Source organism: Tateyamaria omphalii, assembly GCF_001969365.1.
Classification (GTDB): domain Bacteria; phylum Pseudomonadota; class Alphaproteobacteria; order Rhodobacterales; family Rhodobacteraceae; genus Tateyamaria; species Tateyamaria omphalii_A.
In genome coordinates, this window is sequence record NZ_CP019312.1 from 3,160,827 (window position 1) to 3,183,810 (window position 22,984).

A 22,984-nucleotide genomic window follows, 5' to 3' on the forward strand; every position below is an offset into this window, starting at 1 on the left:
GGTGCAACCTTACATCGTGTAACACTCCGTTGACAACGATCCTGTTGGAATGGAGGACCCGCCCCTCAGCACATCGCCTTGATCTTGCGTGCCGTGTCCGGAGTGGCCGCCGATATGTCGGCACAGAGGTCGCGGGCCCGCGCCATCACATCGCCGTCTTCGACGATATCGTCGACCAGTCCGAACCCGAGCGCCTGAGCCGCCGTGATCTTTTGCCCGGCGAGGAAGATCATCTTGGTCCGCGCAGGGCCGATCAGGGCCGCCATGCGTGGCGGGTCGCTGGGTTGCGGCAGATAGCCCAGCTTCATCACCGGGTAGAAGAACTTGGCCGAAGGCACGGCGATCCGCATGTCGCAGGCCAGAGCCATGCCCGTCGCCCCGCCCGCGACCGTGCCGTTGAGCGCGGCAATCGTCAGGCCGGGCAGTGCTGCGAGCGCGCCCGACAGCTCCTCCCACAAGGGGGAGGTGGCGAGGCCCGCGCGCGCGGCGTCGAGGTCGGCCCCGGCGCTGAACACTTTGCCCGTGCCCGTCAGGATCACGGCGGCCGCATCTTTGGCATCGCGGGCGGCGTCGCGCAGGTCGATGAGCATCTGTTCGGTCAGCGCGCCCGCCTTGTCGGGGCGGTTGATCGTGATGGTCCAGATTGGGTCCGTCCGGTCGATCGTGATCATGTGAGGCCCACCCGTGTGCGGATGTCAGGATCGCGCAGAGAGATTTCCTGTCCAAGCCATGCGTCAGCGTCTGGAGAGCACATCCAGAGGAGTGCCCGTGCGGGCCAGTCCGCCGGAATGTGGTCGGACCAGTCAAGCTGGCTGACCGGGTTGATGCCGCTTGCCTTGATCTCGCGCTGCATCTGGGTGGCGACGGTGCCGGGCGACAGGCCCATGGCGCGGATGCCTGCCGGGCCGTTTTCCTTGTCGACACAGCGGGTCAGCATGGCGGCCCCCGCCTTGGAGGCGCAGTAATGCGACCATGCCTCAACCGGGCCGTGGGCCGCACCCGAACTGATGGTCAGGATCGTGCCTGCCCCCGCTTGCAGCATCACGGGCAGGGCCGCGCGCATGCCGTAGAAGACACCCTTGAGGTTGATGTCGATGACGTGGCCCCAGTCGCCCGGGTCCGCCGTGGCCAGATGCGAGATGGGTTCGATCACGCCCGCGTTGCCGATCAGCACATCGAGGCTGCCAAACTTGGCAACCGTTTGCGTGACCGCATCGTTTACGGCCGCGAAGTCGCTGACATCGCAGGGCAGCGCGATGGCCTGCGGCCCGATGTCGTCCGCGAGCGCGCCTATGGCATCGGCCCCGCGCGCCACAAGCGCCACATTGGCCCCGGCCCCGGCAAAGGCGCGCGCCGTGTCGGCCCCGATGCCCCGGCTGGCCCCGGTGATCAGCACAGTTTTTTCGCTCATGTCGTGCATTGTACCCTCCGCAATGACGTGTTGGTCTTGTGGTACGGCGATGCGCCGCATAGGTCCACCCTGTGGCCTTGACGCATTACGCGCCGTCCCGGACGATATGGCCAACAGCTGATTTAAGGATTCTGACATGTCTCGTTTTTCACATCTCATTTCCGGCACCGCAGTGGCGTTGTGCCTGCCTGCGTCGGCGGCTCTGGCCGACCTGACGGCGGACCAGGTCTGGTCCGACTGGCAGTCTTATATGGAAAGCACGGGCTATACAGTCACCGCGTCCGAGGCCGCAGGCGACGGGTCGGTGGAAGTGTCGGATATGACGCTGAGCATCGACCTGGAGGAAGAGGAGACGGCGTTCAAAGTTGTGCTCCCGTCGATCAGCTTTGTTGAACAGGGCGACGGCACGGTTGCCATCGAACTGCCCGCCAGTACCGAGATGAACATGACTTTCCAGCCCGAGACGGGCGAGGATGTGACGGTTGTCATCGACTTTACCCAGACCGACCCAAACATGGTGGCGGCGGGTGATCCCGGCGATCTGACCTATACCTATGCGGCACCGGCGGCGGCTATGGCGCTTCAAAGCGTGACCATCGACGGCGTGTCGGTCGGCCCCGAGATTGCCAAGATCGACATCCGCATGACGGACCTGGCTCAGACGGTGCAAACCTCTGTCGCCACATTGCGTCAAATGACGCAGGACATGACGGTGGCCAAGGTCGATTACGACATGGCGTTCAACGATCCCGAGAGCGACGACAGCTTTACGCTGCGCGGCGCGATGAACGGTCTGACGCTGAACGGGACCGGTGATCTGCCGCTGGACACGGACGTGCAGGACATGAACGCGATGCTGAATGACGGGTTCAAGGCGGTCGCGGCCTTTACCACCGAGGGCGGCAATTACGACCTGTCCTTCAGCAGCGAGACGGATGGCAGCGGGACGGCCAATGCCACATCGACCGGCTCAGCCTTTGACGTGTCCTTCGGGCCCGAGGGGCTGCTTTACGACGTCTCGCAGACCGGCGTGGACATGAACATGCTGATGACCGAACTGCCCCTGCCGCTGTCCTTTTCCGCGGCTGAGATCGGGACGCGGTTCCTGATGCCGTTGCAGAAGTCGAATGAAGAACAGGACTTTGGTCTGGCCGTCACGCTCAGCGAATTCGTGATGTCGGACATGCTCTGGAGCCTGTTTGACCCGACCTCGCAATTGCCGCGCGATCCGGCGACCCTGCTGGTTGATCTGAGCGGGAAAGCCAAGGTGCTGTTCGACTTCCTTGACCCGGCGCAAGCGGCCGTGCTGGAAGAGGCGGACACCGTGCCCGGTGAGTTGAACGCGTTGACCATCAACAAGATCGAGCTGGACGCCGTGGGCGCAAAGCTGACCGGGGCGGGCGACTTTGTCTTTGACAACAGCGACCTGCAGACATTCGACGGAATGCCCCGGCCCGAGGGCGCGGTGGACCTGACCCTGGTGGGCGGCAACGGGCTGCTGGACAAGCTGGTGGGCATGGGCCTTCTGCCCGAGGACCAGGCGATGGGCGCACGCATGATGATGGGCCTGTTTGCCGTGCCGGGCGAGGGTGAGGACACCCTGAATTCCAAGATCGAAGTGAACCCCGAAGGCCACGTGCTGGCCAACGGTCAGCGCATCCGCTGATCCTGTCACTGCGGGGCGGCGCAGGTCGTCGCCCTTGCACAGCACCCCCTGCCCCGCTACCTGATGGCGCAACCAAGCGGAGCAGATGAATGACCCCTTCCGACCTGTCGACCCTGACCGAACGGCTGCTGGCCGCTGCAAAATCCGCAGGCGCCGACGCCGCCGACACCATTGCGGTACAGGGCACATCGGTGTCGGTCGATGTCCGCGCGGGCGCGCTGGAACAGGCGGAACGGTCCGAATCCATCGACATCGGCCTGCGCGTGTTCGTGGGCCGGAAGCAGGCCAACGTCTCGGCGTCGGACATCAGCGACCGCACGATTGAAGAGATGGCGATGCGCGCCGTCGCAATGGCGGGCGAAGCGCCAGACGACCCCAATGCGGGCCTTGCCGATCCGGATCAGCTGACCAACGGCTGGGACATTGAGGCACTGGAACTCAGCGACCCAAGCCCGGAGCCTGCCGCCGAAGCACTGCAAGACGATGCGCTGGCCGCCGAAGCCGCCGGGATGGCGGTCAAGGGCGTGAGCCAGGTCCAGCAAGCATCGGCCGGATATGGGGCGCGCGACGTCTGGCTGGCAGCGAGCAACGGTTTTTCCGGTGGCTATCGCCGCACCGACCGCGGGCTAAGCTGCGTGGCGATTGCGGGCACCGGCACGGATATGGAGCGGGATTACAGCGGGGACAGCCGCATCTTTCAGTCCGACCTGCGCAGCGCCGAAGAGATCGGGACAGAGGCAGGCAACCGCACGGTTGAACGCATGGGCGCGCGCAAACCGCCGACCGGGACGTATCCCGTACTGTTTGACGAGCGTATCTCGTCGACCCTGATCGGGCACCTGCTTGTTGCGGCCAATGGGTCGAGCGTGGCGCGTGGGTCGTCATGGCTGCGCGAGAAGCTGGGGCAACAGGTTCTGCCCGATGGCCTGAACCTGGTCGAAGATCCGCACCGGCCCCGCACCTCGGGCACGCGTCCCTTTGATGCCGAGGGGCTCGCCACGCAGCGCCGCGTGATTGTCGAGGATGGCGTGCTGACCGGCTGGACGCTTGATCTGGCCACGGGCCGCAAGCTGGGCATGGCATCGACCGGCAACGCGGCGCGCGGCACATCCGCCCCGCCCAGCCCGTCGAACTGGAACGTGACACTGGATGCAGGCACCGCCACACGCGATGACCTGATCCGCGACATGGGCACCGGCCTTTTGGTGACCTCGATGATCGGATCGACCATCAACCCCAATACCGGCGACTATTCACGCGGGGCCGCAGGCATGTGGGTCGAGAATGGCGAGATCGCCTATCCCGTCAACGAATGCACCATCGCGGGCAATCTGGCCGATATGCTGCGCGCCATCGTGCCCGCCAATGACGCCCGCGCGCATCTGAGCCGCGTGGTGCCGTCGCTGCTGGTGCCGGGAATGACCCTTGCCGGCAACTGACCTGCCTTTGCTGATCGACGCGGCGCGCATCGCAGGCCGTGTGGCGACCAGCTTTGCCGGTCCCACGGCCGCGCGCTGGGACAAGCCGGGGGATGCGGGCCCGGTGACGGAGGCGGATCTGGCCGTGAACGAGGTGCTGTCGCGCACCTTGCAGCTGGCGCGCCCCAACTATGGCTGGCTGTCGGAAGAGACGGAGGACAGCGCCGCGCGGCTGAGTGCGGACACCGTCTTCATCATCGACCCCATCGACGGCACGCGCAGCTTTGTCGAAGGCGGGCGGACCTGGGCCATTTCCATCGGTGTGGCGCATCGGGGCGTGGTGACCGCGGCGGCCATCTACCTGCCCTTGCGCGACAAGCTTTATGCCGCAGGCGCGGGGCTGGGCGCGACCCTGAACGGCGCACCGCTGGTTGCGACCCAGGGCGGCATGACATCAGACAGCAAAGTGCTGGCCGCACGCCCCACCTTTGACGCCAAGCACTGGCGCGGCGACGCCCCGGCGGTCGAGCGACACTATCGCCCGTCGCTGGCCTATCGGTTGTCGCTGGTGGGGGAGGGGAAGTTCGACGGGATGCTGACCCTGCGCCCCACCTGGGAATGGGACATCGCCGCCGGATCCCTGATCGTTTCGGAGGCGGGCGGCACCATTACCGACCGCACGGGCGCGCCCCTGCGGTTCAACAATGCGCATCCGGCTTTGAACGGTGTGGTGGCGGGTGGCCCCGGTCTGCACCGTGCGCTGGTGGGGGAATTGGGCCCGGATCACGCCGCCTGATCGCCTTGACCCCTGGGGCCATATGCGCAAACTGCCCCCAGGCATGCCCGAGCCAAGTATCAAAGGAAAATGCGATGACACAGCGCCTGCACCTCGTCTTTGGAGGCGAACTGGTCGACCCGTCGAAGAATGTGTTCAAGGATGTGGACGACCTGCATATCGTGGGGATCTTTCCCAACTATCAGGCCGCATATGACGCCTGGAAATCTGAAGCGCAGCGCACTGTCGACAACGCCCACATGCGTTACTACATCGCGCATCTGCACCGCCTGCGGGACGAGGAAAACGCCGCCGCCACGACCGAAGAGCTGGGCTGACGCCCACGTGCGCGGATCGCTGGGGCTTACGGCCTATCGCACATTGTCGGGGCGGCGCAAACCGCCCGACTTTGCGCCGGTAAGGGACCGACCGGAGGGCGAGCTGGTGTGGATCCACGCCGCCGAGCCGGGCAACAACCGTGCGCTCAATGATCTCGCCCACCGGCTGGTGTACATGCGCCCCGGCTGCCACGTGCTGCTGACGGCAGCCCATGACGATTTCGGCGACCGGGGCGTCGATGAGATCTGGCAGGACCGGATGCCGCCCGATCACCCCGATGTCACCGACGCCTTTGTCGCGCATTGGGCGCCGGACATGTTGATCTGGGCCTGGGGCGATCTGCTGCCCAACCTGATCCTGTCCACCGCCGAAAGTGGCGCGCATATGATGCTGGTGGATGCGGATGTCGATGGGTTCGACGGGCGCCGCGACCGCTGGCTGCCCGAAGTGCCCCGCGCCCTGTTGGCCCAATTCAACCACGTCACCGCCCGGGACCGGAGCGCCCATCTGCGGCTGGCCCAGATGGGTCGCCCCGTAGGCGCGATGGAATTGGCCGACCCGCTGCACCCCTTCGGCAAGATGCTGCCCGTCATCGACAGTGATCTGGCGGATCTGACCGCTGCGCTGGCCGGGCGGCCAATCTGGTTGTCGGCGCGCACGTCACCGCAGGAATGCGCGACGATCCTGGCGGCGCACAAGCTGGCGCTGAAATTCTCGCACCGGCTGCTGCTGATCCTGCACTTCTCCGATGGGGCGGAGGCGCTGAAGGCAGAACAGGCGGCGCGGGCGCAGTCCCTGCTGGTCGCCAACTGGAGCGATGGCACCTTTCCAGATGACAATACCCAGGTGCTGATCGCCGACGACGATGCCGAGTTGGGCCTTTGGCTGCGCGTGGCCACTGTCACTTTCCTGGGTGGGTCGATGCAGGCGGGGGTGGAGATCTGCGATCCCTATTCGGTGGCCGCCCACGGATCGGCCATCGTGTATGGCCCGAACGTGGGCGAGCATGTCGACGCCTTTACCCGGTTGATGAACGCGGGTGCGGCCCGGATCGTGAACGACACCCCGTCGCTGGGCCGTGCCATCAGCCAGATGATCGCGCCCGACCATGCGGCCCACATGGCCACGGCCGGTTGGGATGTGGTCACGCGCGGGGCCGACAGCCTCGACCGGATCATATCGCTGACCCAGACCCGGCTCGATTCCCGCAGATCGGAGAACCGGTGATGCGGGCGCCCGGGTTCTGGTCGTATCCTGTGCCTGATTGGCGCGCGCGGCTGCTGTCCCCGCTGGGCGCGCTCTACGCGTCTGGCACCGCGCGGCGGCTGGCCCAAGGTATGCCTGAAAAGATGCCGGTGCCCGTCATTTGCGTCGGCAACATAAACGCGGGCGGCACGGGCAAGACCCCGACCGTCATCGCCGTGGCCGAGCGGTTGCGCGATGCCTTTCACGCGCCGCACATCGTCAGCCGCGGCTATGGTGGGACCGAGGCGGGGCCGGTCGAGGTCAACCCGACCACCCACAGCGCCAGCCGCGTCGGCGACGAACCCCTGCTGCTGAGCGCCTTTGCCCGGACGTGGGTCGCGCGCGACAGGGCCGCGGGCGCGCGGGCGGCCATTGCTGCCGGGGCTACGGCCATCATCCTGGATGACGGGTTCCAGAACCCGGCGCTGGCCTATGACCTGTCCATCGTCGTGGTCGATGCCGAGACCGGGTTTGGCAACGGCTTGTGCCTGCCCGCCGGCCCGCTGCGCGAACCGGCTGCCGTCGGCCTTGCCCGTGCCGATCTGCTGCTGAGCATTGGTGATGACGCGGCGCACGCCCGCTTTGCGAGCACGCCCCTGCCAGACGGATTGCCCCATTTGCGGGCGCGGCTTGAACCGCTGCAGACCGGGATGCCCTGGGCAGATATGCCCGTGGTCGCATTCGCCGGGATCGGGCGACCGGAGAAGTTCTTTGACACGTTGCGGGGGCTTGGCGTGACCCTTTTGCGGACCGAAGCGTTGGGGGACCATGAAAAGCTGAGCACCGCGTTTCTGTCCCGGCTCGAACGGGATGCGCGCGCGGCAGGTGCGCAACTGGTGACGACCGAAAAGGACGCCGCCCGGCTGCCCGCGGCCTTTCGCCCGAAAGTGATCACCTTACCGGTCCGGCTGCGGTTTGACGACCCGGTGGTACTGGACGCGGCGCTAGCGGCATTTCCCGCCAACCCCTAAACGAAAACGCCCGACCAATGGCCGGGCGTTGCATGCTGTGTCGGACGTGGCTTAGCTGCCAGCCGCCTCGTCGATCAGGCCCGCCATCTCGGAATAGGCCATGTTGTTGTATGTCGTCCCGTTGATGACAAAGCTGGGGGTGGAGTTGATCCCGTCCTCTGCCGCGTTGCCCTGATACCAGGCGACCAGCGTGCGCAGGTTGTCGGCGTCGGTCAGGCATCCTTCGAGCGTGTCGCCGTCCAGACCGGCCAGGCGACCGATCTTGCGCAGCTCTTCGGCGATCTGGGCCGGATCACCTCCGCCCGCGCGCGCCCATTCGGACTGCCCGGCATAGAGCATTTCCGTGATGCCAAAGAACGTCTCGGGCGTGCCCGCGCAGCGCGCGATGGCCGAGGCCCAGAGGCCGAACCGGTCAAAATAGACCTCGCGGTAGATGAAGTTGATCTTGCCCGTGTCGATATAGTCGGCCTTGAGCTGCTTGTAGGCCCCGGCATGGAACGTCGCGCAATGCGGGCAGGTGTAGCTGGCATATTCGATAACCGTCACAGGCGCGTCCGGGTTGCCCAACTGCATCTCGACGACTGAAGATGTGTCGATATCGGCAGAGGCTTCCTGCGCGTTGGCAGCACCCAGCAAACGCTCGGCCTGTGCCTGTTCCTGCGCGGACGGCCCGCTCGACTGCATCGAACTATACAGAAAGTACCCGCCAACACCGACGATGACGGCGATAAGGGCAACGATACGGTTCATGAGCGTGTTCCTTGTTTTTGTTTTGTCAGGATATGCGCGCCCAGTTTTTCGAGGGCGTCGCGCAATGTGTCGTCTTGGACCGGGGCGACCACCTGGCTGGCGGCGGCGGTCATCTCGGGTGCGGGGGCTTTGGGGCCTTCGGCCTTGCGGCGATGTTCGAACGCGACCTGCCCGTCCGCGAACCCCGTTGCCGCCGTCTGGGTGATCCGGATGCGCGCGATGGCGTTGTAGCCGTAGACGGCGTTGACCCGCTGGCGCAGCTGGTCCTTTTGCATCTCGAGCATGGGCGCCTGCGCACCGGTGGTCAGCAGGGTCAGCGTAGCCCCCATCCCGCCGCGGCCATAGCTCACCTCGACAGGGCGGGCTATGGCAGCCACATCGGCCCCCGCCACTTCGGCCCAGTCCGTCAGCAGGCGGCTTTGGGCAAAGCCACGGCTTTCGCTGGCCTGCCGGATCCGCCCGGTCAGCAACGATGCCGTCCGCTTGAACCCTTTTGTTGTGGCACGGCGCGCAACCATGGCTATGTTCCCTCTCACTCGAGCGTGATCATAGCGGATCAAGGCGTGATCACCAGACATCTCAAGTGGGAAAGCATAACTCTTGCGTGACCTCAGCCGTGAGCTTTTGGATTGGTACGACATACATGCGCGCGCGATGCCGTGGCGCGTTGGGCCACGGGACAAGCTGGCGGGCGTGCGGCCCGACCCATATGCGGTCTGGATGTCCGAGATCATGTTGCAGCAGACGACCGTGGCGGCGGTTACGGAGTATTTCAAACGGTTCATCGCGCGTTGGCCAACTGTCGCTGATCTGGCCGCGGCAGAGGATGCCGAGGTGATGGGCGAATGGGCGGGCCTTGGGTATTACGCCCGCGCCCGCAACCTGTTGAAATGTGCGCGTGCGGTGGTGGCCGATCATGGGGGGCAGTTCCCCGCAGATCACGCAGCACTTTTGAAACTACCGGGCATCGGGCCTTATACGGCAGCTGCCATCGCGTCGATTGCCTTTGACCTGCGGCATGTCGTGGTAGACGGCAACGTCGAACGCGTGATGGCGCGCATGTTCGACGAACACACGCCCTTGCCTGCAGCAAAGCCTGTTTTGACCGAACACGCGGATCGGCTGACGCCGAACGAACGGCCCGGCGATCATGCCCAAGCTGTGATGGATCTGGGTGCCACCATCTGCACGCCGAAATCCCCTGCCTGCGGCATCTGCCCCTGGCGCGATCCGTGTCGGGCACGCGCTGCGGGCACGGCACCGGAGTTGCCCAAGAAGACACCCAAGAAAGCCAAACCGATCCGCCACGGCACCGTGTATCTGGCCCAGCGCGACGATGGCGCATGGCTGGTTGAGACGCGGCCCGACAAGGGGTTGCTGGGTGGTATGATGGGCTGGCCCGGCAGCGATTGGGTGGACGTGGCGGACCCGCGGCCCACTGGCTCTCCGATGCGGGCCGATTGGATCAAATTGAACGGAGAAGTACGGCACACGTTTACGCATTTTCACCTTATTCTGGACGTTATGGTTGCGCAGGTTGCCGATACGCAGGCGGACAGGGGCTTTTTCCTGCCACGGGACCAATTCCGTCCTTCGGACCTGCCCACCGTGATGCGCAAGGCGTTTGATCTGGCGCAGAGTTGAAAGAACGCGGCGTAGCGTCACGCTTGGCAGGTGTACGGCACTGCGCCTAGACTTTGGCGCGCAATCAAAGGACCGAAAACGCATGACATTGCCCCCGGAAACTGTCGCCAAGGTGCAGAACGCCCTGCCCTTCGCCATGTCTTTCCTGCTGATCCCGCTGGCCATCGTGACGGCCATCTATGGCGGCTGGACCGTAGTCCTGCTGCCGGTGGTGACGTGGTACATGTTCTCGATCCTTGATCTGGCGGTGGGGCTGAACACGGACAACGCCGACCTTGAGGCGACGGATGATGATCTTTTCTGGTATCGGGCCATCACCATTGCCTGGGTGCCTGCGCAGTTCCTGATGCTGTTTGGCCTGATTGCCTATGTGGCGCCGGCCGATCATCTGAATACGCTGGAAAAGCTGGCGATTTTCTTTGGCGTCGGCGTCATTACCGGCACGGTCGGCATCAACTACAGCCACGAGTTGATGCACCAGAAGAACAAACTGGAACGCTGGCTGGCAGACGCTTTGCTGGCCATGGTTCTTTATTCCCACTTCCGGTCCGAACACCTGCTGGTGCACCACCGCTACGTCGCCACCCCCCGCGATCCGGTCACGGCGCGGATGGGAGAGAGTTTTTATCGCTTCTATCCGCGGGTGCTGAAACAATGCTTCCTATCCGCCTGGAATGCGGAAAAGGCGATGCTCGCGCGCAAGGACCTGCCCGCGACCGACAGCTCAAACCCGTTCTGGAAATACGCCTATCTGCAACTGGTTTGTTTCCTTCTGGCCTTTGCCCTTGGCGGCTGGGCCGGTGTTGGCCTGTTCCTCCTGCAAGCGGGCGTGGCCATCTGGCAGCTGGAATTGGTCAACTACATCGAACATTACGGGCTGACCCGGAAACATCTGGGCGAAGGCAAATACGAACACGTCCAGCCGCGCCATTCCTGGAACGCAGCGCACAAGGCGTCGAACTGGCTGCTGATCAACCTGCAACGCCATTCGGACCACCATTACAAACCCGACCGCCGCTTCCCCGTCCTGCAGACCTACACCGAAGCGGACGCGCCCCAACTGCCCTATGGCTACCCGGTGATGACCATCGCCGCGATGATGCCACGGGTGTGGAAGCGCGTGATGAACCCGCGAGTGAGCAAGTGGCGGGACATGTATTATCCCGAAATCACCGACTGGACGGCCTATAACAAGGCGGCAAACCCGCTGCCGCGCTAATCAAGCACCCAGACAGCCAACGGGTCGGCCACGCCGCGCACCGTCTGATCCGGCGCGCGGCGGAACCCGTCGGATCCGCCTGCGGCCTCCATTGTGGCGTCACTGACGATCGCACGAACACCCACGGCGCGGGTCATTGCCTCTAGCCGGCTTGCGACGTTCACGGTGTCGCCCAGAACCGCGAATTCCAAGCGGTTTGCACCGATGTCACCCAGAACAACAGGGCCGAAATGCAGGCCAAAGCGGGCGTCGATCTCGGGCAGCCCATCGGCACGCCGGTCGGCATTCAACGCATCCATGCGGTCCGCCATAGAGCGCACGCAGGCAACAGCACGGGCCGCGTCATCCGCAAGCGGCAAGGGCGTGCCAAAGGTCGCCATCAGCCCGTCGCCCAGATATTTGTCGAGGGTTCCGCCATGGGCGAACACTTCGCTTTCCATCCGGGCGTGAAAGGCGCGCAAGGTCTCGATCACCTCTTGCGGAGGACGCCCATCCGCATAAGCGGTGAACCCAACGATATCGACAAACAGCACCGCAGCATCATGGCTGCGGATCTGGCCCAATGGCTCGTCCTTGGTCGACAACTCCTCGACCATCGAGGGGGAAAAGTAGCGTGCAAGGTTCGTCCGCTCGCGGGCCATCTCGGCACTGTCGAGGACCAGCAATTGATACCGACGCACGGCCACAGCCAGGATCAGGGCGACGACCAGAAACACGACGACCTGTTGAAAGCGCAGATCCCAATTCACATTGTTCGGGTCGAATTGCCGGGCCAGATCGGGATAGTCGGGAAACATCGCATTTGCGGCCTCCGTCAGCTCGGGAAAGGTGCGCCCAAACCACCAAACACATAACGTGCCGGTCAGCCACAACGCCATGGTCCAGTTGCCAATGGCAATGATGGTCCGCCAAGAATAGGTCAGCACGCCTGCAGCCAGAATGATAAAGAAATACTGAAACACCTCGAAATTGTAGATGAGTGCGGTTGGCATCGGTGCGCTTTGCAACGGGTTGGGCACCAGCAAGGCCAAGGTCATCAACAGCAAATCGGCAAACAGCAGTGCCAGTTCGGCACGCGACTGCCCCACGCGGCCCACACGCCGCTGCGCCAAACCCACAAGAACCAGGCAGAACAGCAGGAACAGATACCAGAGCACGTCCCAGTACGGGTTCAAAAACACCAGCATGACCGCCGTGACCGACAGGGCCCCGATACGTGCTTTCACCGCAAGATCCATGCCCTCGCGCTTGTTGCGGGCCAGCGCTTCTTGCGCGTGCCGATGCGCGGGAACTTCGTCTTCGCGATCACTGCGTCGCGACACCGGCAACGCGCTGCTTGCATCCACCATGCTCTCTGCCCTTTTGGCTTCTTCCTCCCAATGTAAACACTCTTAACAAAAAAGCCCCGCCAAAAAGGCGGGGCATAGGTGAAGTGCCCTTTTTGGGCCTTGGGTAAGGCCGCAGGCACCTGGCGGTGTCTCGTGAATCAGTCGTGCATTTCCGACCGTATCTGCTGGCGCAGAACGTCGATGGGCACCATTTTGCCCTCGGTCCGGTAGCACCAGTAGGTCCAGCCATTGCAGCTGGGCGCGCCTTCCAGATGGGCGCCGACCTGGTGAATGGACCCCTTGATATCGTCGCCAATCAACGTGCCATCGGCGCGTACCTTGGCCTTGTGGCGCTTATTCATGGAATACAACTCTTCGCCCGGACGCAGCATGCCGCGTTCAACAAGCTGGCCAAACGGCACCCGCGGTTGCGCGCGCTTGGACGCCGAAACGGTCAACGCCTCCTTGTCGAACTTGCGCACATTGGCGATGCGTTTCTCGGCCACCTTGCGATAGGCCGCTTCGCGCTCGATCCCGATAAACTCGCGGCCCAGCATCTTGGCCACCGCGCCGGTGGTTCCGGTGCCAAAGAACGGGTCCAGCACCACGTCACCAGGGTTGGTCGAGCCAACCAGCACACGATGCAGCAGGCTCTCGGGCTTTTGCGTCGGATGCGCCTTGTCGCCCTGTTCATCCTTCAGGCGCTCGTGGCCAGTGCAGATCGGCAGCACCCAGTCGGACCGCATCTGAATGCCTTCATTCAGCGCCTTCAGCGCCTCGTAGTTGAAGGTGTATTTGCTGGCCTCATCCTTGCCCGCCCAGATCATCGTCTCATGGGCATTCGTGAAACGCTTGCCGCGGAAATTCGGCATCGGGTTCGACTTGCGCCACACCACGTCGTTCAGAATCCAGAACCCTTCGTTCTGCAAGGACGCGCCAACACGGAAAATATTGTGATAGCTGCCAATGACCCAGATCGCGCCATTGGGCTTCAGCAGCCGCCGGGCCGCTTTCAACCACGCCGTCGTGAATTCATCATAGGCTCGGAAGGAATTGAACTGATCCCAGTGATCATCCACCGCATCAACCTTAGAATTGTCAGGGCGGTGCAGCTCACCCTTCAACTGCAGGTTATAGGGCGGATCGGCAAAGATCAGATCAACGCTGCCCGCAGGCAGGCTGTTCATGACATCAATGCAGTCACCCTCAAGGATTTGGTTCAAGGGAAGCGCCTCGGCGCCCTTTACGTGTTTCGTCATTGTCTGCCTCTGTCCCCGGCGCTTTGTGCGCTCGTTGGTTGCAGCCAATGTGGAACGTCGCCGATTCGCGGTCAATTTATATTTTGAATCAGCTACTTACGATTTTTTCTTGATACAACATATTGTGGACAGGTTTGAAAGTACGTCTATGGTGTGGGGTCGGACCGAGATTTTCCAACGCCAATCTGTGGCTTTTTGACGGGTATCCCATGTTCGTCTCCCAGCCGTAGCCGGGATGCTGTTGCGCCAAATCCACCATGATCCGATCGCGACATATTTTGGCCACAATTGAGGCCGCCGCAATGCTCAGCGACCGGGCATCGCCGCGCACAACGGGCGTCGCCTGAACGGCCAGGCCGCGGGGCAGCATGGTCCCGTCAATCAGCAGATGATCGGGCCGGGTGCGCAGCCCGGCCACCGCGCGCACCATCGCCAGATGCGACGCCTGCAGGATGTTCATCTCCTCAATCTCGCGCACCGAAGCATGGGCCACCGACACGTCCGCGCTGTCCAGGATCGCATCCCACACCGCCTCGCGCTTGCGCGCGGTCAGCTTCTTCGAATCGTCCAGGCCGTCAGGAATGCACGCCGGGTCCAGAACGACAGCCGCCGCCGTGACAGGCCCGGCAAGCGGTCCGCGACCTACTTCGTCAACTCCGGCCACACGCCCGCCAATTCGAACTTCCAATTCAAAATCTGGCACTGCCCATCCGCTTCTTCTGACCCAAAATACCACCGCCGGAGGCAAAAACGCACTTTCCAGCGGAAAGTGCAAACATCACGTGTCGCCCGAAGGGCGACGCATTGAAAAAGGGACGGTGCCCGAACACCGCCCCTGCACAGGTGGGCCATGGGGGCATGGCCCGACCGCCCGTTCTTAGCGACGGGCCAACTGAAATCCATGACGGCTCATACAGCGCGCGCCATACCCCCGGCGCCAGCCGCGGTCGGTGTAAAACTCACGACGGCAGGTCTGGGGCAGGCTGTGCGCGAATTGGTAATGGTTGTGCAGGCAGCGCTGGCCAAAGACGCGACGTTGCCCCTGGTTGGTGTGAAAACTGCGCAGGCACTGCTGCGGCAGCAGCTTGCGGTTCACGCGCTTGGGCACGGGCTTGGGGTGCACAGGCGTGTGCACCGTATGGCGCTTTTTCCGGTCCTTGTTCCTGTCGTGGATAACGGCCCCCACAATGGCCAAGCCCAAAAGGGCGGCGAGGGCCGCACCCACTTCATCGTCCCCTGCACGGGCCGGTGCCGCAGAAAAACCGGTGATGGCAATGGCAGCGGCGGCAACAAGGCCTATGAACTGGCGGTGAATACGAAGGGTCATGGGGCGTCCTTTCCAAAGAAAACAAATACGAGGCAGACCAGACTTGTGCCGGTGCTGTCCCCAACCTGGGCCGCACCCCGAAAGACACGCAATAACGCCCCCCTGTTATTGAATAACCCGGCCCGCAGACCCTTGTGGTTATTGAATATCCCGCACGCACGGCGCAGGTTGGGGCCATGAAACACCTCGCCATCTCCCTCGCCCTGACACTGGCCCTCGCGAGCGCCGCGCACGCCCAGTGCTATGCGGATTACAAGGCCAAACAGGACAATCCGCTGCGCTTGCACTACGGTGTTGCGCAAATCTCGGGCGCCTGCGCGCCGGGCAACGCCACAGGACAACTCCGATCACGCCTCGCGGCGCAGGGCTGGACATTGCTCCAGGTTCAGTCCGTGTTTGGTCCCGAAGGTCTCGATCAAAGGAAAGCCAGTGCAGGACAATACTACCTCCGCTTCTGACATGCGGCGCACGGGCGGGCGGCTCGTGACCTTCGGGATCGCGGGCATCGTCCTCTTGCTGATCCTGGCCGCCGCCCTGCTGTTCTTCACCCTGCCCGATGCGGGCGCCTTCGACGCGCGGGTCGAGCGTATGTTTATCGAAAATGCCGACCTCACCAGCCAGGCCGAAATCAAACTGCTGGAAATCCTCGCCCAATCCGGCACCGCTTTCGCGGACACCCTCGCCAGTTACCGGCTCGTCATCTTCGTGCTCTTGGTCTTTGCCACAGCCATGATGATCGCCGCCCTCGTCTTCGTGATCCTGCTGGTCGGCTTCAACCGCCGCATGGCGCAGATTGAACGCGCGGGGATCCAGGTCAACTCCCTCCTGATCAGCCGCGAGGAAAACACGGTCTACCTCAACAACCTCGGCTTCAAGCTGACGGATGCGGCGATGGAAACCATGTCGGTCCTGGCCGAAGCCCGCATGGACGACGACGTCCTATCCGGCTCGGAAATCGAAGGTGTCATCTCAGGCCGCAGCGCCGCCGATTGCGAAGAGGCCGCGGGCGCCACCCGCATCAAGCGCCTGCGCGACACCCTCGGCAACCAGATCGTCAGCGAACTTCTGGTCAAGAACATCGCCCGCCGCGGCTACATGCTGGCCGTGGAAAAGGACGTGATCAAGGTGCTCTGACTCTCCCCTTCTTCTGGCTGAAAATACTTCAGGGTTTGGGGCAGCGCCCCAAGACATCATCTGCTGGAAGCAGATGGATAAAATCACGTGGCGCGCATGCGCCTCATTTCACCAGTAGCCACGGGCGCGACCGCAGGTCTAGGGTGCAGCCAAAGACGAAGGAGACCGCAAATGCCCGCCCCTACCAACCCGTTCAAGGCCGCGATCAATAACGGCGAAACCGTCATCGGTTGCTGGCTCAGCCTGGGCGATCCGCTGGCCACTGAAATCGCGGGCACGGCGGGCTTTGACTGGCTGCTGATCGACGGTGAACATACACCCTACGACATCTCCCGCATGCGGATGCAGCTCATGGCACTCGAAGCGTCTGATAGCCACGCCGCCGTCCGCGTGCCGGTGGGCGAAACATGGATCATCAAGCAGGTCCTCGATGCGGGCGCCCAAACGGTGCTGGTGCCGATGGTCGAAACAGCAGAACAGGCCCAACAACTGGTCCACGACGTCCGCTACCCGCCCACGGGCGGGCGCGGCGTGGGCTATTCCGGCGCACGGTGCAGCCGGTTCGGCGCCATAACTGACTACGGCCCGACGGCGGACGACCAGATCTGCCTGCTGATCCAGGTCGAAAACCGCGCAGGCATCGCCAATCTCGACGACATCCTCGCCGTGGACGGGATCGACGGTGTGTTCATCGGTCCCGCGGACCTGTCCGCGGATATGGGGTACATGGGGCAACTGACGCACCCCGAGGTGCAGGCGACAATCAAAGGCGCCATCGCCCGGATCGAAGCGGCAGGTAAAGCCCCGGGCATCCTGACGACAACACCGGACTTTACCCAGGACGCGCTCGACTGGGGCGCGCGCTTCGTCGCCACGGGGCTCGACCTTCTGATCCTTGCCAAAAGCCTGCGTGACCTCGCCCAGCGCTGGGTGAAATAGGCGGCGGACACCTATGCCTTAAGGGTGGCCCTGCTTACCCCGACTTCAACTCGACAGACGCCTGCGTATAGCCACCCGCTGCGCCGTCGATGAAATGCACATGGGTGTCGTCCATGATGGACGGCACGATGCACGTCATCATCGCTTCGTCCTGAGTGTGGATGCCGTAGCGCGCGATGCCATCCGCCCGTGCGTCCTCCAAAACAGAGCGCAGGCGCGACACCGTGCCCGCGTCGCAATCAATGGTCATTTTCAACCCGTCATCGAACTTCCGGAAATCCGCATTGCCACCGACGGTCCGCCGGTAATGCGTCGGATCAAACCCACCCAGCTTGATCCCTGTCTTGATCAATATCCAGGCAATCAGCGTCTCGAACAGCACCTGCCGTTTGCGGGCCGCTACACCCCTGCCGCCATGGCTCGCATGGGCCTCGAGCGTCGCCCCGGCAGGCGGCCATCCGGTGCCCGGCCCCTCGGGCGGCGCCGGGTGCCCGCCGCGCTCCAGATGCGCCACCTCGGCCAGCACCGCCTCGACCACCGTTCCAAACCGGTCCGGCTCCACACCGTCCTCTGGCGACAAAAGCAGCGATAGAATGGTCCCGTTGCGCGCCTTCATGTGGCTCCACCGGCAACTCAGGCCGGTCAGGTCCGGCTGCGTCCCCGCGGGGACAGGGGGCACCGTTTCGGCCCCCGCCTTCATCTGCGCCTCGGCCCAACTGACACCGCCCCCGGCGAACATGGCATAATCCACGCCCTCCGACACCGCATAGCGCGCCACGGCCACATCCAGCCCCGCCGCGCGAATGTCGGCGACGGAATAAAGCCCCACGCGCAGGCCCATGCCAAACTCCGCCTGCGCCCAGGCCTGCACCGCCCCCAGCGCCTGCGCCGCCTCTGCGGCAAACTCCGGCGGATGGGCAAAGGCCGCGCCATCGCCGCCGAACACATAAGGAAAAGCCCGACCCCCAGCGGTATTGATCTGGGCCGAAATCACAGCCGCCCCGATCATGTTCACCGTCTTGTACTTGCCCGCCGCCACCGCGTCAGTGGACCCCACGATGTCGGACACACCCACGACCCAATCCTCCGGCAAGGGCGTGTAGTGGCCCAGATCCGCCACATCCCCGAAAACCGTCAACCGCGGCAGATCATCGTAAAACATCTCACACCCCTTCATCGCAACCCTAACACGGGGCCGCCCCATCACAATGCGCCTTGCACCTGCCCGCACCCCGTGCCACGCAAGCGGCAGGAGTGAGGACCCCATGCAAACCGGATTGATCCTGCTGGCGCTGGCCTATGTGCTCAGCCAGTTCTTTCGCGCTTTCCTGGCCGTTCTGACCGGCCCGCTTGAGGCGGAACTCGGCGTAACGCCCGATGTGCTGGCGACAGCGTCGGGCTACTGGTTCCTCGCCTTCGCCCTCATGCAACTGCCAGTAGGAAAGGCGCTCGACACGCTTGGCCCCCGCCGCACGGGCGGCTGGCTATTCCTGATCGGCGGCGCCGGGGGCGCCGCGCTCTTCGCCGTGGCCCAGGGCCCGTTCTACATCCACGCGGCCATGGCACTGATCGGCATCGGTTGCTCACCTGTTCTGATGGCCAGCTTCTACATCTTCGCCCGCGAGTTTGACCCGGCCCGCTTTGCCACCCTCGCCGCGCTGATGATCGGGATCGGCACCATCGGCAACCTGATCTCAAGCGCGCCTCTGGCCTTCGCGGTCGAGGCGATGGGCTGGCGCAACGCCATGTGGGCCCTCGCCGCCGTGTCCGCCATCGTTGCTCTGGGCGTCCTGTTTAGCGTGCGCGACCCGGCGAAAGCACACGACGCAGGCACCGGATCCCTGCTGGATCTGATGCGCATGCCGGTCCTGTGGGTCATCTTTCCCATCATGTTCGTGAACTACGCGCCCGTCGCGGCCGTCCGGGGCCTCTGGATCGGGCCATATCTGCGCGACGTGTTCGACCAGACCACCGCCCAGATCGGGATTGCGACACTGGTGATGAGCCTCGCCATGATCGTCGGCACCATCGCCTATGGCCCGCTCGACCGCATCTTTGGCACGCGCAAATGGGTGGTGTTCACCGGCAACGTGCTCACCATCGCGATGCTGGCCTTCGTTATCTTCTGGATCGACGCAGGCCCTTGGACGGCCATCGCCCTCTTTGCTGCCATCGGCGCCCTGGGTGCATCGTTCCCCGTCATCATCGCACACGCGCGCAGCTTCTTCCCTCCGCATCTGACGGGGCGGGGCGTTACGCTGATGAACCTTTTCGGCATCGGCGGCGTGGGGGTCATGCAGACCATATCTGGCCGCATCCACACCGCAACCGCAGGCAGCGATCCAACCGCGCCCTACATCGCGATCTTCGGCTTTTTCGCCGTGGCCCTCACAATGGGTGTGGCGATCTACGCACTCAGCCGCGACTCCACGGACTGACGCCCTTTCCCCCACGGGGCATTGGGTGTAAGGGCCACGCACCTACCCGAAAAGGAGTTTCAAATGGGGTATCGTGTCGTCGTCGCGGGCGCCACCGGTAACGTGGGCCGCGAAATGCTGAACATCCTGGCCGAGCGCCAGTTTCCCGTGGACGAGCTGGCCGTTCTGGCAAGCCGCCGTTCGCTGGGCACGGAAGTGTCCTTTGGGGATGAGACGCTGAAGACGAAGGACCTGGACACATTCGACTTCACGGGTTGGGATATCGCCCTGTTCGCCATTGGATCGGACGCGACCAAGACATACGCGCCCAAAGCCGCCAAGGCGGGCTGCGTGGTGATCGACAACTCGTCGCTCTACCGCTACGACCCCGACGTGCCGCTGATCGTGCCGGAAGTGAACGCCGACGCGATCGAGGGGTATGCCAAGAAAAACATCATCGCCAATCCCAACTGCTCGACCGCACAAATGGTCGTGGCGCTCAAGCCGCTGCACGACCGTGCCCGGATCAAGCGCGTCGTGGTCAGCACCTACCAATCCGTGTCCGGCGCGGGCAAGGAAGGGATGGACGAACTGTGGGACCAGACCAAAGCAGTCTACAATCCGACATCCGACATCCAGGTCAAGAAGTTCCAAAAGCAGATCGCCTTCAACGTGATCCCGCATATCGACAGCTTCATGGACGACGGCTCGACCAAGGAAGAGTGGAAGATGGTCGCCGAGACGAAGAAAATCGTCGATCCAAAGATCAAGGTCACGGCAACCTGCGTGCGCGTGCCAGTCTTCGTGGGCCACTCCGAAGCGATCAATATCGAGACGGAAGACTTCCTGGACGAAGATGAAGCCCGCGACATCCTGCGCGAAGCACCAGGCGTCATGGTGATCGACAAGCGCGAAGACGGCGGCTACGTCACGCCGATCGAATGCGTGGGCGACTTTGCCACCTTCATCAGCCGCATCCGGCAGGACAGCACAATCGACAACGGCCTGAACTTCTGGTGCGTGTCGGACAACCTGCGCAAGGGCGCAGCGCTCAACGCCGTGCAGATCGCCGAAGTGCTGGGCACGCGCGTGCTGAAAAAGGGCTGAAGCCAAAACATGTTTTGAGGGGAACAAGGGGCCAATCGGCCCCTTTTCTTTTGTTGGCTACGGTGCAGAGTGAACGCACCCAACAAAAGGTGCCCCCATGCGTTTTGCGCTGATACTTGCCCTGCTGCCGCTGCCTGCCATCGCTGACATCATCGTGGTGCAGGCCCCGCCAGTGGCCGCAACGATTTATGCTCAAGGCGCGTTGGTGTCGCGCACCACCAGCCTGGAACTCCCCGCGGGCGAGCACCGGCTGGAGCTTCGCGACATGGACCCGTCCTTGGCGCTTGAAGCAATGGACATCAGGCTCGAGGGCGCGACGATCATCGCGCGCAGCTGGATCCCAAGGCCAGACACGCCCTACCGCGCGCCGCGTACCCCGGACTGGATGATGGCCAAGGCAGCGTTAGACGCAGCCAGCGAAACCTTGGCTGCACTTGACGACGACATCGCGCGCACTCTGGCCGCTGCTCAAGCGGCGCAAGACCAGCTCAGCTTTCTGAATGCTTTGACCATACCCGATGGCGGAACGATTGACGTGGCAACATTGCGCGCCATCAGCCAGCTTATCGCCAGTGATGGAACCGCGGCGCGCGCAACCATGCGCGAGGCGGAGGCGACGGCGCGACGCCTGCGCCGCCAGCGACCCGATCTGGAATTTGACGTTGCTCAGGCACAGGCTGCGCTTGACGCGGTGACACCCCGCAATACCGCGCCCGCCACGCTTGCGCTGAACATTACCGTCCCGGAAGCGGTCGAGGCTGCGCTCGATTTGTCTTACCTTATAGATCGTGTCACGTGGGCGCCGTCCTATGCCTTTGACCTGTTGAACGACGCATCGCTGTCCATCGCGCGTAGCGCCCTTGTCTCGCAATATACGTCGGAGGACTGGACGGATATCCAGCTGACCCTGTCCACCCTCCAACCCTTGGCCCAATCGGAACCCAGCCGCCTGTGGCCGCAACTGCGCCGGATCGAAGATCCAGCGGCCCAGAAACGCGACCTGTCGCGGCTTCAAGCCGACAGCGCCATTGGCATGGCAGAACCGATCATCGAAGCGCCCGTGATCTTGGAAGAGGTCGCTACCGCCGACTTCGACGGAATCGGCGTCTCCTACACCTTGCCCAAGCCCGTCACGATCCGCGCACAAAGCCAAGAGCTTGAGATTGCACTGGATACACTTAAGATGACTGCCAAGCTTAGCGCACGCGCAGTACCCCGCTTTGACGACACCGCGTTCCGGTTGGCGCATGTCACAAACACAACGCCCGAAATCCTGCTCCCGGGACGAGCGACACTCTTTGTCGATGGTCAGCTTGTCGGACAAACCGCCGTCGAAGCCCTGCCGCCAAACGCCGAGGCCGAGATGTTCTTTGGTCGTATCGACGGGCTGCGCCTGAACCGCACTGTGCTGGACCGCAACGAGGGTGATCGCGGGATCATCAACCGCTCGAATGAAGAAACGACAAACGTGCGGATCGAGGTGGACAACCTGACGGACCGAACTTGGGACGTGTCCGTGCACGATGCTGTGCCGTTTTCCGAGCAAGAGGACCTCGTCATCGAGTGGTCCGCGACACCCCGCCCGGATGTACAAGCCGTGGAGGATCAGCGTGGCATCCTCGAATGGCTGATATCGCTGGAGGCAGGCGACACGCAGATCATAAGCGTTGAAACCCAGATGACCTGGCCCGAAGGCAAGGTCCTTCGATAGCCGATTCCGTCGAACATGGTTGCCACCGTCTTTCCATGACGACGCGCAGAACACCGATACCACGTCTTCCGTGCCGATAAATCGAAGTTTATCTAACTGCCCGCAATCCATAATATACTGATTTGAAAAGATAAACATATCGATTCATCACTTCGTTAAATCTGGGTCTTTCAGCGCAAGAAATTAGTAATTTCAGCCTGTCATACCTAAGCCATCGGACGGACCGCAGCACACACGCTGATCCACCGAGCAGGACGCAATCACAGGTGCAAGCGTCCGACATACGGCAGAATGCCAACTTCCATGCAGCAACGCAGCGCGCCC

At 63.3% G+C, this 22,984-nt stretch carries 23 protein-coding genes; 14 read left to right on the plus strand and 9 right to left on the minus strand.

The annotated features are described in order from the left end of the window. Positions 1 to 65: 65 nt before the first annotated feature. Together BWR18_RS15820 and BWR18_RS15825 are read right to left on the minus strand one after the other, a co-directional pair. Complete coding sequence (locus BWR18_RS15820; protein WP_076629401.1) at positions 66 to 671, minus strand: enoyl-CoA hydratase/isomerase family protein; 606 nt, start codon at positions 669 to 671, stop codon at positions 66 to 68. Next, the gene (locus tag BWR18_RS15825) at positions 668 to 1,420 is read right to left on the minus strand and encodes an SDR family oxidoreductase (protein ID WP_076630362.1); all 753 of its coding nucleotides are present in this window, start codon (positions 1,418 to 1,420) and stop codon (positions 668 to 670) included. The genes BWR18_RS15820 and BWR18_RS15825 overlap by 4 nt, the downstream gene beginning before the upstream one ends. A 127-nt stretch (positions 1,421 to 1,547) precedes the next feature. On the opposite strand from BWR18_RS15825, the gene BWR18_RS15830 reads away from it, so the two are divergent. From BWR18_RS15830 to lpxK, 6 genes are all read left to right on the plus strand, one after another. Beyond that, on the plus strand, positions 1,548 to 3,077 hold the full coding sequence (locus tag BWR18_RS15830; protein WP_076629402.1) for a DUF2125 domain-containing protein: 1,530 nt from the start codon (positions 1,548 to 1,550) through the stop codon (positions 3,075 to 3,077). An 89-nt stretch (positions 3,078 to 3,166) separates the two neighbouring features. Next, the gene (locus tag BWR18_RS15835) at positions 3,167 to 4,516 is read left to right on the plus strand and encodes a TldD/PmbA family protein (protein ID WP_076629403.1); all 1,350 of its coding nucleotides are present in this window, start codon (positions 3,167 to 3,169) and stop codon (positions 4,514 to 4,516) included. Then, the gene (locus BWR18_RS15840; protein WP_076629404.1) at positions 4,503 to 5,291 is read left to right on the plus strand and encodes a 3'(2'),5'-bisphosphate nucleotidase CysQ; all 789 of its coding nucleotides are present in this window, start codon (positions 4,503 to 4,505) and stop codon (positions 5,289 to 5,291) included. Before BWR18_RS15835 ends, BWR18_RS15840 begins: the two co-directional genes overlap by 14 nt. A 74-nt stretch (positions 5,292 to 5,365) precedes the next feature. Next, positions 5,366 to 5,608, plus strand: coding sequence for a DUF4170 domain-containing protein (locus BWR18_RS15845; RefSeq protein WP_076629405.1), 243 nt, complete (start codon positions 5,366 to 5,368; stop codon positions 5,606 to 5,608). Between the two features lie 7 nt (positions 5,609 to 5,615). Continuing rightward, entirely contained in the window at positions 5,616 to 6,836 is a 1,221-nt protein-coding gene (locus BWR18_RS15850) for a 3-deoxy-D-manno-octulosonic acid transferase (protein ID WP_076629406.1), read from the plus strand. After that, the gene (gene lpxK / locus BWR18_RS15855) at positions 6,836 to 7,825 is read left to right on the plus strand and encodes a tetraacyldisaccharide 4'-kinase (protein WP_076629407.1); all 990 of its coding nucleotides are present in this window, start codon (positions 6,836 to 6,838) and stop codon (positions 7,823 to 7,825) included. Before BWR18_RS15850 ends, lpxK begins: the two co-directional genes overlap by 1 nt. A 51-nt stretch (positions 7,826 to 7,876) precedes the next feature. Here the strand turns inward: lpxK and BWR18_RS15860 are convergent, their stop codons facing one another. Together BWR18_RS15860 and BWR18_RS15865 are read right to left on the minus strand one after the other, a co-directional pair. Beyond that, a complete protein-coding gene (locus BWR18_RS15860) occupies positions 7,877 to 8,575 on the minus strand; it encodes a DsbA family protein (RefSeq protein ID WP_076629408.1) in 699 nt (232 codons plus the stop codon). Continuing rightward, positions 8,572 to 9,093 carry a DUF721 domain-containing protein gene (locus tag BWR18_RS15865; RefSeq protein ID WP_076629409.1) on the minus strand — a complete coding sequence of 174 codons (522 nt, stop codon included), beginning with the start codon at positions 9,091 to 9,093 and terminating at the stop codon, positions 8,572 to 8,574. Before BWR18_RS15865 ends, BWR18_RS15860 begins: the two co-directional genes overlap by 4 nt. A gap of 82 nt (positions 9,094 to 9,175) precedes the next feature. Between BWR18_RS15865 and mutY the strand changes: the two genes are divergently transcribed. Together mutY and BWR18_RS15875 are read left to right on the plus strand one after the other, a co-directional pair. Further along, positions 9,176 to 10,219, plus strand: coding sequence for an A/G-specific adenine glycosylase (gene mutY, locus BWR18_RS15870; RefSeq protein ID WP_076629410.1), 1,044 nt, complete (start codon positions 9,176 to 9,178; stop codon positions 10,217 to 10,219). A gap of 82 nt (positions 10,220 to 10,301) precedes the next feature. Continuing rightward, positions 10,302 to 11,438 carry an alkane 1-monooxygenase gene (locus tag BWR18_RS15875; protein WP_076629411.1) on the plus strand — a complete coding sequence of 379 codons (1,137 nt, stop codon included), beginning with the start codon at positions 10,302 to 10,304 and terminating at the stop codon, positions 11,436 to 11,438. On the opposite strand, the gene BWR18_RS15880 is transcribed toward BWR18_RS15875, so the two are convergent. From BWR18_RS15880 to BWR18_RS15895, 4 genes are all read right to left on the minus strand, one after another. After that, a complete protein-coding gene (locus BWR18_RS15880; RefSeq protein ID WP_076629412.1) occupies positions 11,435 to 12,787 on the minus strand; it encodes an adenylate/guanylate cyclase domain-containing protein in 1,353 nt (450 codons plus the stop codon). The two genes, BWR18_RS15875 and BWR18_RS15880, sit on opposite strands and share 4 nt — an antisense overlap. 137 nt (positions 12,788 to 12,924) lie before the next feature. Continuing rightward, entirely contained in the window at positions 12,925 to 14,025 is a 1,101-nt protein-coding gene (locus BWR18_RS15885; protein WP_076630363.1) for a site-specific DNA-methyltransferase, read from the minus strand. A gap of 88 nt (positions 14,026 to 14,113) precedes the next feature. Further along, the gene (locus BWR18_RS15890) at positions 14,114 to 14,728 is read right to left on the minus strand and encodes a ribonuclease HII (RefSeq protein ID WP_076629413.1); all 615 of its coding nucleotides are present in this window, start codon (positions 14,726 to 14,728) and stop codon (positions 14,114 to 14,116) included. Between the two features lie 174 nt (positions 14,729 to 14,902). Beyond that, positions 14,903 to 15,352, minus strand: coding sequence for a hypothetical protein (locus tag BWR18_RS15895; RefSeq protein ID WP_076629414.1), 450 nt, complete (start codon positions 15,350 to 15,352; stop codon positions 14,903 to 14,905). A gap of 176 nt (positions 15,353 to 15,528) precedes the next feature. On the opposite strand from BWR18_RS15895, the gene BWR18_RS15900 reads away from it, so the two are divergent. The 3 genes from BWR18_RS15900 (at position 15,529) to BWR18_RS15910 (ending at position 17,425) form a co-directional block, all read left to right on the plus strand. Beyond that, positions 15,529 to 15,810, plus strand: a complete 282-nt coding sequence (locus tag BWR18_RS15900) for a hypothetical protein (protein WP_076630364.1) — start codon at positions 15,529 to 15,531, stop codon at positions 15,808 to 15,810. Next, entirely contained in the window at positions 15,782 to 16,486 is a 705-nt protein-coding gene (locus BWR18_RS15905; protein ID WP_076629415.1) for a winged helix-turn-helix domain-containing protein, read from the plus strand. The genes BWR18_RS15900 and BWR18_RS15905 overlap by 29 nt, the downstream gene beginning before the upstream one ends. Before the next feature lie 171 nt (positions 16,487 to 16,657). Further along, positions 16,658 to 17,425 (plus strand): HpcH/HpaI aldolase family protein, encoded by a 768-nt coding sequence (locus BWR18_RS15910; protein WP_076629416.1) that lies wholly within the window; start codon positions 16,658 to 16,660, stop codon positions 17,423 to 17,425. Between the two features lie 34 nt (positions 17,426 to 17,459). On the opposite strand, the gene BWR18_RS15915 is transcribed toward BWR18_RS15910, so the two are convergent. Beyond that, positions 17,460 to 18,587 carry a DUF3095 domain-containing protein gene (locus BWR18_RS15915; protein ID WP_254684880.1) on the minus strand — a complete coding sequence of 376 codons (1,128 nt, stop codon included), beginning with the start codon at positions 18,585 to 18,587 and terminating at the stop codon, positions 17,460 to 17,462. Between the two features lie 103 nt (positions 18,588 to 18,690). Here BWR18_RS15915 and BWR18_RS15920 point away from each other — a divergent pair, with 103 nt between their 5' ends. The 3 genes from BWR18_RS15920 (at position 18,691) to BWR18_RS15930 (ending at position 22,660) form a co-directional block, all read left to right on the plus strand. Further along, the gene (locus tag BWR18_RS15920; protein ID WP_076629418.1) at positions 18,691 to 19,863 is read left to right on the plus strand and encodes an MFS transporter; all 1,173 of its coding nucleotides are present in this window, start codon (positions 18,691 to 18,693) and stop codon (positions 19,861 to 19,863) included. Between the two features lie 63 nt (positions 19,864 to 19,926). Next, positions 19,927 to 20,949 carry an aspartate-semialdehyde dehydrogenase gene (locus tag BWR18_RS15925; protein ID WP_076629419.1) on the plus strand — a complete coding sequence of 341 codons (1,023 nt, stop codon included), beginning with the start codon at positions 19,927 to 19,929 and terminating at the stop codon, positions 20,947 to 20,949. A gap of 97 nt (positions 20,950 to 21,046) precedes the next feature. After that, the gene (locus tag BWR18_RS15930) at positions 21,047 to 22,660 is read left to right on the plus strand and encodes a DUF4139 domain-containing protein (RefSeq protein ID WP_076629420.1); all 1,614 of its coding nucleotides are present in this window, start codon (positions 21,047 to 21,049) and stop codon (positions 22,658 to 22,660) included. Positions 22,661 to 22,984 lie beyond the last annotated feature (324 nt).

Coding starts and splice junctions, on each gene's coding strand:
- BWR18_RS15830 (WP_076629402.1), top strand. CDS start 1,548: ATGTCTCGTTTTTCACATCTCATTTCCGGCACCGCAGTGGCGTTGTGC.
- BWR18_RS15930 (WP_076629420.1), top strand. CDS start 21,047: ATGCGTTTTGCGCTGATACTTGCCCTGCTGCCGCTGCCTGCCATCGCT.
- BWR18_RS15920 (WP_076629418.1), top strand. CDS start 18,691: ATGCAAACCGGATTGATCCTGCTGGCGCTGGCCTATGTGCTCAGCCAG.
- BWR18_RS15880 (WP_076629412.1), bottom strand. CDS start 12,787: ATGGTGGATGCAAGCAGCGCGTTGCCGGTGTCGCGACGCAGTGATCGC.
- BWR18_RS15825 (WP_076630362.1), bottom strand. CDS start 1,420: ATGCACGACATGAGCGAAAAAACTGTGCTGATCACCGGGGCCAGCCGG.
- BWR18_RS15910 (WP_076629416.1), top strand. CDS start 16,658: ATGCCCGCCCCTACCAACCCGTTCAAGGCCGCGATCAATAACGGCGAA.
- BWR18_RS15895 (WP_076629414.1), bottom strand. CDS start 15,352: ATGACCCTTCGTATTCACCGCCAGTTCATAGGCCTTGTTGCCGCCGCT.
- BWR18_RS15875 (WP_076629411.1), top strand. CDS start 10,302: ATGACATTGCCCCCGGAAACTGTCGCCAAGGTGCAGAACGCCCTGCCC.
- lpxK (WP_076629407.1), top strand. CDS start 6,836: ATGCGGGCGCCCGGGTTCTGGTCGTATCCTGTGCCTGATTGGCGCGCG.
- BWR18_RS15820 (WP_076629401.1), bottom strand. CDS start 671: ATGATCACGATCGACCGGACGGACCCAATCTGGACCATCACGATCAAC.
- BWR18_RS15885 (WP_076630363.1), bottom strand. CDS start 14,025: ATGACGAAACACGTAAAGGGCGCCGAGGCGCTTCCCTTGAACCAAATC.
- BWR18_RS15860 (WP_076629408.1), bottom strand. CDS start 8,575: ATGAACCGTATCGTTGCCCTTATCGCCGTCATCGTCGGTGTTGGCGGG.
- BWR18_RS15845 (WP_076629405.1), top strand. CDS start 5,366: ATGACACAGCGCCTGCACCTCGTCTTTGGAGGCGAACTGGTCGACCCG.
- BWR18_RS15900 (WP_076630364.1), top strand. CDS start 15,529: ATGAAACACCTCGCCATCTCCCTCGCCCTGACACTGGCCCTCGCGAGC.
- BWR18_RS15835 (WP_076629403.1), top strand. CDS start 3,167: ATGACCCCTTCCGACCTGTCGACCCTGACCGAACGGCTGCTGGCCGCT.
- BWR18_RS15915 (WP_254684880.1), bottom strand. CDS start 18,587: ATGTTTTACGATGATCTGCCGCGGTTGACGGTTTTCGGGGATGTGGCG.
- BWR18_RS15925 (WP_076629419.1), top strand. CDS start 19,927: ATGGGGTATCGTGTCGTCGTCGCGGGCGCCACCGGTAACGTGGGCCGC.
- BWR18_RS15865 (WP_076629409.1), bottom strand. CDS start 9,093: ATGGTTGCGCGCCGTGCCACAACAAAAGGGTTCAAGCGGACGGCATCG.